General features: G+C 61.5%; 7 protein-coding genes and 4 pseudogenes. 5 read left to right on the top strand and 6 right to left on the bottom strand.

What is annotated here, in order from left to right; all coding sequences use genetic code 11:
• From E5W87_RS14105 to E5W87_RS14130, 6 genes and pseudogenes are all read right to left on the bottom strand, one after another.
• A pseudogene (locus E5W87_RS14105) lies at window positions 1-124 on the bottom strand (peptidase); the annotation flags it as partial.
• A pseudogene (locus E5W87_RS14110) lies at window positions 123-884 on the bottom strand (DUF4142 domain-containing protein). The pseudogenes E5W87_RS14110 and E5W87_RS14105, both read right to left, overlap by 2 nt.
• Window positions 853-1,566, bottom strand: a pseudogene (locus tag E5W87_RS14115) (cytochrome B6); the annotation flags it as partial. The pseudogenes E5W87_RS14110 and E5W87_RS14115, both read right to left, overlap by 32 nt.
• A gap of 163 nt (window positions 1,567-1,729) precedes the next feature.
• Window positions 1,730-2,364: pseudogene (locus E5W87_RS14120) on the bottom strand (PAS domain-containing protein); the annotation flags it as partial.
• A gap of 325 nt (window positions 2,365-2,689) precedes the next feature.
• Window positions 2,690-3,199: a DUF892 family protein gene (locus tag E5W87_RS14125; protein ID WP_292398132.1), complete on the bottom strand. Its 510-nt coding sequence runs from the start codon at window positions 3,197-3,199 to the stop codon at window positions 2,690-2,692.
• A 221-nt stretch (window positions 3,200-3,420) separates the two neighbouring features.
• Window positions 3,421-3,546 (bottom strand): hypothetical protein, encoded by a 126-nt coding sequence (locus tag E5W87_RS14130; protein WP_281033122.1) that lies wholly within the window; start codon window positions 3,544-3,546, stop codon window positions 3,421-3,423.
• A gap of 215 nt (window positions 3,547-3,761) precedes the next feature.
• On the opposite strand from E5W87_RS14130, the gene E5W87_RS14135 reads away from it, so the two are divergent.
• Genes E5W87_RS14135 through coxB form a run of 5 tightly spaced genes read left to right on the top strand, consistent with a single transcriptional unit; the run spans window position 3,762 to window position 8,810 of the window.
• Window positions 3,762-4,541 (top strand): heme-binding protein, encoded by a 780-nt coding sequence (locus tag E5W87_RS14135; protein ID WP_292398135.1) that lies wholly within the window; start codon window positions 3,762-3,764, stop codon window positions 4,539-4,541.
• The gene (locus E5W87_RS14140) at window positions 4,538-6,424 is read left to right on the top strand and encodes a methanol/ethanol family PQQ-dependent dehydrogenase (protein ID WP_292398137.1); all 1,887 of its coding nucleotides are present in this window, start codon (window positions 4,538-4,540) and stop codon (window positions 6,422-6,424) included. Before E5W87_RS14135 ends, E5W87_RS14140 begins: the two co-directional genes overlap by 4 nt.
• 31 nt (window positions 6,425-6,455) lie before the next feature.
• A complete protein-coding gene (locus E5W87_RS14145; RefSeq protein WP_164759079.1) occupies window positions 6,456-7,268 on the top strand; it encodes a substrate-binding domain-containing protein in 813 nt (270 codons plus the stop codon).
• A 1-nt stretch (window position 7,269) separates the two neighbouring features.
• A complete protein-coding gene (locus E5W87_RS14150; RefSeq protein WP_292398139.1) occupies window positions 7,270-7,803 on the top strand; it encodes a c-type cytochrome in 534 nt (177 codons plus the stop codon).
• Window positions 7,804-7,817: 14 nt separating this feature from the next.
• The gene (gene coxB / locus E5W87_RS14155; RefSeq protein ID WP_292398162.1) at window positions 7,818-8,810 is read left to right on the top strand and encodes a cytochrome c oxidase subunit II; all 993 of its coding nucleotides are present in this window, start codon (window positions 7,818-7,820) and stop codon (window positions 8,808-8,810) included.
• The last annotated feature ends 58 nt before the right edge of the window (window positions 8,811-8,868 follow it).

Raw genomic sequence — 8,868 nt, forward strand, 5'->3', positions numbered from 1 at the left:
CCATTGCAATCGGCAACGCCAAGCCGATGCCGACACTGCCACCGGCAGGCCCGCTGATGGCAGTGTTGATGCCAAAAAGGCGGCCATCGGCGGTGACCAGCGCATCACAGGAATTGCCAGGGTTACCGCGAGACAGACGCGACGAGACTGGCCCGCAGGAAACAGCTAGACGCTGCCGGCCGGCGGGCTACTTCTTGGTCGGCGCCGAGGTGGCGCCGGCGATCGCTTGGTTTGCCCAGTTCCGCCTTGATGTCGCGTGCCAATTGCAGATGATCTAACACCGTCGGCAAAGTCTCCGAGGCGAAATGCTGAAGGTCGGCGTCCTGTCCCGAACCTATCTCCCATTCAAGCAGCTGCACCGTCTTCTGGTGATCGGTGATCTGCCCGCTGATATAGGCAATATCAAACTTCGCCCCGTAGAGCTTTTCAAGCTCGGCCCGCTGCCGCTCGTGCTCCACATCGAGCCCTTCCGGCAGCGGGATCTTATTGGTCTAGGCGAGAGATTTCAGTCTCGCGTTTGCCGCCGAGTGGTCGTCTACCATGCGGCCGGCAAATGCTGTGACGGCGGTGTTGCCGGACTTTTTCGCGAGCTTGCCGATTTCGACCTCGGCTGCGCCGCCGGCGGCGGCGAGCTGCGCGAACAGCCGGTCCTGGTAGTTGGTCTGATGAGGCGCCGGCTGTCCCGGCGCCTCCATCCTGGTATCCGGGGCCATGCCGGCCGGGTTTCCGATCTGGGCCAAAAGGGGCGATACCGAGAGAGCCGATGCTGACAACACTGCCAATCCCAAAGCAGTTGGCAAAAACACGCATGAGAACCTCCATCGAAGATGTGCCTGGGTCGGTCGGCCTGTGTCAAAGCGCGAGCATATAGGCACCGAGATCATTCTGGTCTTGGGTGAGCTTGGTGCCGAGCACCAGGTTGAAGAACTCCACCGTATCGGCGAGCGTCATCAGACGGCCGTCATGCAGATAGGGCGGCGTGTCCTTTATGCCGCGCAGCGTAAACGTCTTGATCGGTCCGTCCGGCAATTCCACCATGTCGTTGAAGGTCTGCCCCGGCTTATAGAAGCGCTCCAGCTTCAGGTCGTGCATGTTGTTGTCCATGAACGACGTTTGCGGGACATTGCATTGCGCGCAGCGGCCCTTGCCCATGAACACGCGCTCGCCCGCCAGTTCCTGCTCGCTGGCCAAGGCGGGATCGAGCCGTCCGAACGGGTCGAGCTTCGGCGCCGGCGGAAAATCGATGATGTTCTGCATCTGCGCCATCATCGCCACCTGGTTGGTGCGGTCGGGCAGGTGGACGCCTTTCCTGGTCGCGCTGACATGGTCGCCGTTAAAGTATGCGGTGCGCTGTTCGAATTCGGTAAATCCTCGACCGAGCGCAGTGACCGTTTCGACCCATGGATCTGCTGGTTGAACAGACCGCGCAGGCTGGTCGTGTCGAGACGGAAGCGCGCGGTCCTGCGGCCTGACATCGGGCGTCAGATGAAAGGCGGCGTTATTGTTGAAGTTGGCATGACAGTCGAGGCAGGTGACGCCCAGGCTTTGCGCCGCCACCTTGCGGTCCAAGAGGCAGGAAATCGGCCAGCGAACGCTGCGCCCGGCGCATGCCGGGGGTGAGCACGTGCGGGGTGCGGTTTGGCCACCGCATGCCGCCACCGGCGCCCCCGCCGACAGGTGAGCCCATTGCAAATGGCGGAAATATTCATCGTCGAAAGGTTCGGGGAACAATCCCGTCGTCAGCCACTATGACCCGGCAGCCGTCGCCATCGACGATGCTGTGTAGCGTTATCGTGCCGCCTTCGCGCCCGTGGAAAGCATGTTTTCGCCCCTGGAAAGCATGTTTAGTGAATTGGTCAGCAATTCGTTCACGACCAGTCCCGCCGGCATGGCGACGTTTATTGACACCGGGATGTATCCACCACACGCTCCTCCACCGAGCGCTGATCCCCCGCTTCGCCATGGGCCGATAAGTCGACCAGCGCCACCAGCCGGAAGCAGATCTTGCCATTGTCCTCCACGATTATGTTTGAATAAACGTCGACAAGAGCCGGATTGTCCCCGACGCGCTCCAGCCGGAAGGCGCCGACAAAATCGGTTTCCTCGGCAAAGGCCTCGGGGAGAGGCCGGCCCTTCTGCTGGTGGATGACCGTGCCCGAAAGGAGCCTGATCGTCAGGCCTGACAGTTTCTCAATTCCGGATTGGCGTAGACCACACGCTCCTCCGCGGTCAGCTCCGCACCGCTATGGCGATCGGCACCTGGTCAAGGAATTTTTTGAACTGTTCGCTTTCCAGTGCGGTCGCAAGATCAGGTGTGTCAAGCAACTGCTCGACCGCCTCGGCCTTCTCTGAATTAGATGTCATTTGCGCGCCTGTTCTGGGCGTAATGCAGTGTGCCCGCCATCGCCAAAGCTGGAACTGCATCGCGCCGTGCCAGGCGTCTGGCCAGAAGACGAGCGTCGCCCAACCGCCGCGCGTCTAACGACACACTCCGATCGCGCCTCCGGCACGCAGACACAGGCCCACGGCTCCCACGACCGCGCTGAGTGCTCTAGCTGCACCAAAACGCGATACGCTGTCCCCTGCGCGCATGGATCCCGGGACGTGAAAGCGGCGTCGATCAGTCTAGTGCCGCCAAAGGGCGCCCAGAACGCGATAACGCTTTCGTTCAATCAAATTTACAGGCACGTCATCGTTTCGCGCTGTCAGCGTCCCGCTCGTCGCGCCGCAGGAACTCGGCGGTGACCGTGCCGAGTTTGCTTTCCAGCCAATCGGCCATCGCCTCTTCCTCGCGGAGGTTTTGTTCGCAAACTCTCTGCACTTCGTCGTCGCCGACCTCCCCGGCTGCGGCAATGAGCATTTTGTAGCTGGCGATTTCCATATGCTCGAATGTGTAGCTGGCCAGCGATCCTTTCATCACCTCGTCGCCTGCAAAAATACCGCTGATGCTCTGCCCCATGGCGATTAACTTGCCGCCGGCATCCTTCAGCGTCGATGATCCTTCCCCCATCCGATCGAGGCATTGTTCGAGACGTTCTGCTTGTTCCCTCGTTTCTTCCAGATGCATCCTCATCCGGTCGCGTATCTCGGGATAATTTTCAAGACGCCCGATTTGGCCGCTCAACATGGTCTCGGCTTGTTCTTCCATAGCGTGAGCGTCGCGAAGCCACTGCGCCAGACGTTCTTTCGAGTCTGTCATGTCTGTCTCCGTTGGTCAGCATAGTTTTACTGCCACCGCAACGTCGCCACAGACCGTTAGTTCCGATCGCCCGACGGGCTTTACATTTGTTAATACTCGGCGCCGCTTTGGGAGCTTGAGAAAGTAGAGCGCCGCCCGGCAGGTTGGGGTCCAACGCGCGCGGTGGCTATGGCCTGATCACGCAAGCCAGCTGAAAGACAGCTCGAAATCCCGCAACCAGATCAGATCGGCCCGAGGATGAATATGGCCATGAGGGCAACAAAAAGCACAGCGGAGATTACGGCGCCCCACATGATGACTTTTCCCGTGCCGCGTTGCTCTTCCTCGCGAGGTATGTCTTTCGCCATTGCGCCGATCCCTTTGGTGAAGGTTGATGACTTAGCAACGTGTCTTGCAGAGGCTGGTTCCCGCCCCTCACAACCGCGAGGGCTCAGAACCGTTTCACTGTTCGAACTCAACCGCGCTGATTCTAAGCCAAATCAATCTGCTATTTTATTTCATGACGTTTGGCACTTCTGCGCCTCTCATGCGTTAGGGGAGTTCAATAAACGCGGCGCGGGCGATGGATCGTCATTGGACTGCCTCAGTAGCATTGGGTCTGTTCCTGCTGACGATCGGCTACGTCGAGCAAAAAGCCTGGGCGCAAGCGCCGTGCCCTGCTGACCATGGCAGACTCCTCAGCGCCCTCAAGGCAAGCGTTAAGGCGAGCGGCGGCCCCGGCAATGGCGGCTTTGACACCCATGAATGGGCGGCGATCGTCGCTCGCGACGGAGCAGTCTGCGCCGTCGCCTTCAGCGGTCCCACGCCCGACGCCCAATGGCCCGGCAGCCGCGTGGTTGCAGCCGAAAAGGCCAGTACGGCCAACGGGCTCAGCCTTGCCCACATGGCGCTTTCGACCGCTAACCTCTATGCGGCGGTCCAGCCGGGCGGCCCCCTGTTCGGCCTGCAGGCCACCAACCCTGTCAACCAGGCGGCCGCTTATGCCGGTAATCCTACGACATTTGGAGGTTCCAGCGACCCGCTGACGGGAAAGCTCGTCGGGGGCGTAGTCGCATTTGGCGGCGGTCTGGCGCTTTACGATGAAAAAGGGATCATCGGAGGGCTTGGTGTAAGCGGCGATTCCTCCTGTGCCGATCACAATGTCGCATGGCGCACGCGTGCTGCGCTTGGACTGGACAAGGTGTCGGCCGGCGTCAATCCAAATCGCAAAGACGCCATCGTCTATGATCTTGACCCCGGCGGGAAGAGCGCTTCCGGCTGGGGCCATCCGTTATGTGCCGGAAGCGAGGCGGACATAGCAGCGGAGCTCGGCGCCGGGGTCGGCGGCTCGATGCACGAATGAAACAGGTGCAACAGGTGGCGGTGAAGATTTGGGGCGCCTGCCAGAGGGGATACAAGGCAATGGCCAGGATAGATGGTCGTACCAAATTGGGGATGATCGGCTGGACCTTGCTGGCGGGCTTCGCGCTCGTGGCCGGAGCGGTCGCCCAGCCGGCGGAGCCTGCCATAAGGCCGCCTGCTGCAGCAGCCCCACTTGACGATGGCCAGTGGACGATGCCGGCGAAGAACTATGCTTCGACTCGCTACAGCGAACTCGCTGAAATCACTGAAGACAATGTCAAGACCCTGCAGGTAGCCTTCACCTTCTCGACCGGCGTGAACAAGGGCCAGGAGGCTGCGCCGCTGGTTGTCGGCGACACGATCTATATCGTGACGCCCTTTCCCAATATTCTCTACGCGCTTGATCTCGCCAGACCCGGCGCACCGATGAAGTGGAAGTTCGAGCCCAATCCCGAGCCTGCTGCGCAGGGTGTTGCCTGCTGCGATGTGGTCAACCGTGGTGCGGCTTTCTCCAACGGGCGTATCTACTTCAACACGCTCGACGGACACACGATCGCGGTCGACGCGGCCACCGGCAAACCGGTCTGGAACACCCATATCGGCAACATCAACATCGGCGAGACCATCACCATGGCGCCGCTGATTGTTAAGGGCAAAGTTCTGGTGGGCAATTCCGGCGGCGAAATGGGCGTGCGCGGCTGGATCAAGGCGCTTGACGCCGGCGACGGGCATGTCATGTGGACGGCCTACAGCACCGGCCCGGACGCCGAGGTGCTGATCGGCCCCGACTTCACGCCGCATTACGACATGGACAAAGGCAAGGATCTCGGCGTCACATCGTGGCCGCCGGACGCCTGGAAAATCGGCGGCGGCAATGTGTGGGGCTGGATTTCCTATGACCCCGATCTGGACCTGATCTTCCATGGTACCGGTAACCCCGGTCCCTGGAATCCCGACCTGCGACCCGGCGACAACAAGTGGACGTCCGGCATCTTTGCCCGCGATCCCGACACCGGCAATGCAAAATGGTTCTATCAGTGGACCCCGCACGATTTGCACGATTACGACGGCATCAACGAGCAGGTGTTGCTGGATATGACCTGGCAGGGCAAGCCCCGCAAGGTGCTCGTCCGGCCGGAACGCAACGGCTATGTCTACTTGCTGGATCGCACGACGGGCGAGGTCTTGTCCGCGGTACCATTCGGGCCAGTCAATTCCAGCAAGGGAGTCGACCTCAAGACAGGCCGACTGATAGTAAATCCCGAGAAAGAGACCAGCACCGGCAAGGTCGTACGCAACATCTGCCCGACCGCATCCGGCCTGAAGGATTGGCAGCCCTCGGCATTCTCGCCCAAGACCGGCTTGCTCTACATCCCGCACAACAATCTGTGCATGGACGAAGAAGGCGTCGAGGTGAATTACATCGCCGGCACGCCGTATGTCGGCATGAATGTCCGCATGATCGCTGGGCCGGGCGGACATCGCGGTGCATTCACCGCCTGGGATGTCGCCGCCGCCAAGCCGGCGTGGATCCTGAAGGAGAACTTTCCGGTGTGGAGCGGTGCCGTCGTTACCGCCGGCAATGTCGTGTTCTATGGAACCATGGAAGGCTGGTTCAAGGCGGTGAGTGCCACGACCGGGAAACTGCTTTGGCAGTTCAAGACCTCTTCCGGCATCATCGGCCAGCCGATCACCTATCGCGGTCCCGACGGGCACCAATATGTCGCGATCTTGTCGGGTGTCGGTGGCTGGGCAGGTGCCATCGTGTCGGGGGATCTCGACCCGCGCGACGCCACCGCTGCGCTCGGCTTCGCGAACGTCATGAAAGATCTGAAGGACGTAACCACGCCGGGAGGTACGCTGTATGTATTCCGGCTGCCTTGAACCGATCGGCGGGCCTGTGCGACGGGGGAGGATGCGTTCCCGGCATTTTGTCGCGACAATCTGCGTACTAACCTTGTCCCTTGTCGCCGCCCCGGCGAATGCGCGCGAGCTGCGGGTATGCGCCGATCCCAACAACATGCCCTTCTCCAACGCCAGCGGTGCAGGCTTTGAAAACAAGATCGTGGGGATCATCGCCAGGGAACTTGGCGCAACCCTTTCCTATACATGGTGGGCGCAGCACCGCGGCTTCATCCGCAACACGTTGAAAGCCGGTCTGTGTGATCTCGTCCCCGGCACGCCCGCCAATCTCGAAATACTGCGCACCACCGCGCCATATTACCGCTCGTCCTACGTCTTCGTGACGCGCAAGGAGGCGCCGGAAGTCAGCTCATTCAACGATCCTCGGCTGCGTGGTCTGCGCATCGGTGTCCAACTGATCGGCGATGATGGCGCCAACTCCCCACCCGCCCAGGCGCTCGGGCGCCGTGGCATCGTCGGCCATCTTACCGGCTTCCCGGTCTATGGTGACTATTCTGCGCCGAATCCGCCGGCGCGCATCATCGAAGCGGTCGCGAGTGGCGAAATCGATATGGCCGTCGTCTGGGGTCCGCTGGCCGGCTACTTTGCCGCCAGACAGAAGGTGGCTCTGCGGATGACGCCGGTTGAGCCGCGGATAGACGGTCCGCAATTGCCGATGATCTACGACATCTCGATGGGCGTGCGGCACGAGGATGATGTGCTGCGCGGCGAAGTGGACGCTGCCCTCGCAAAGCACCGCGCCGAGATCAACGCGATTCTGGCGCAGTATGGCTTGCCCCGGCTCGATACTGCTGGAGCGCCTTGAAATGAACCGCTGCCTTCCCTTGCTGTTGTTCGCAATGCTCGCCATTGCCGGATGCCAGCGCGAGGAACGCGACACCCGCCCTCAGTCGGCACTCGGCTCCGGCAAGCAGCCGACGCCGGTCACTGTCCTTACGCCAGGCGGCGAGCGGCCGTCTCCGTCCGACAACAAGGCAGCAGCGTTCGAGGCAAACGCGTTCCATCTTAGCCAGGGCAAACGTCTGTTCAACTGGTTCAACTGTTCGGGATGCCATGCCAATGGCGGTGGCGGCATGGGACCAGCGCTCATGGACAAAAAGTGGATTTACGGGGGTGCAATCGAAAGCATCCACGCTACGATCAGAGACGGACGCCCGAACGGGATGCCGAGCTTCCGTGACAGGGTCCCCGACGACCAGATCTGGGAACTTGCCGCCTTTGTCCGCTCGCTGAGCGGCAACGTACCCTCCTCCGCCGCGCCTGGGCGCGACGACGACATGATGGTGCACCCATCCGAAAATCGCCTGCCAAATGCCGCGACACTGGGGAAGTCACCGTGAGACGCATTTGGGTGATGTGCGGCGCAGCCTCCATTCTGCCCCTCGCAGGATGCAGTGGCTGGCAATCCGCCCTCGATCCGAAGGGCCCGGCAGCGGGCGAGCTCGCGTGGCTGATCTGGTTCTTCACCGCCCTCTGCACCCTGGTTTGGCTCCTGGTGATGATCGCGCTGATCATGACGCTGATCCGGCGCGCACGACCGATCGGCGATCCGCTTGTCCTCGACGCTACTTCCGAGCGCCACAAGACGCGAATTGTCTTTGCGGCGCTCGGGGCAACCGCAGTGATCCTGATCGGGCTAACGCTGTTGAGTTTCTTCGCCAACAGGACGCTCGCTGTCATCGGCTCGGATGCGGCGCTGACAATCCGCGTGACCGGGCATCAGTGGTGGTGGGAGGTGCGCTATGAAAACAGCCAGCCGAACCGCATCCTGACGACCGCCAACGAGATCCACATCCCTGCGGGCGAGCCGGTGCGGTTCATTCTCACCTCGACCGACGTCATCCATTCCTTCTGGGTGCCGAATCTGGCCGGCAAACTGGACCTCATTCCGGGCCACGAGAATGTTCTTGATCTTAAGGCGGACAAGCCCGGCGTCTATCGGGGCCAATGTGCCGAGTTCTGCGGTGCTCAGCACGCCAATATGAGCACCTTCGTCATCGCCGAGCCTCGGCCCATCTTCGACGCCTGGCTGAACGACCAGTTGAGGCCGGCCGCCCCGCCTGCCTCGCCCGAGGCGAAAGCCGGCCATGACCTGTTCCTCAAGCGGCCCTGCGTGATGTGCCACAAGATCGGCGGCACCATGGCCGGCGGCTCGGTCGCCCCCGACCTGACCCATGTCGCCAGCAGGCAAACGCTCGCAGCCGGAACGCTGACGATGAGCCGCGGCAACCTTGCGGCATGGATAGCCGATCCGCAGGGAATCAAGCCGGGCGCCTATATGCCGGTGGTGGATCTGAACGGTGACGAGTTGAATGCGATCGTCGCCTATCTTGAGGGCTTGAGATGAGCAGCGCCGACCTCGCCCACGAACGTGACTCGACCGGCAAACGTGACTTGGCCTCAAA

It is taken from the genome of Mesorhizobium sp. (assembly GCF_004962925.1).
GTDB lineage: Bacteria > Pseudomonadota > Alphaproteobacteria > Rhizobiales > Rhizobiaceae > Mesorhizobium.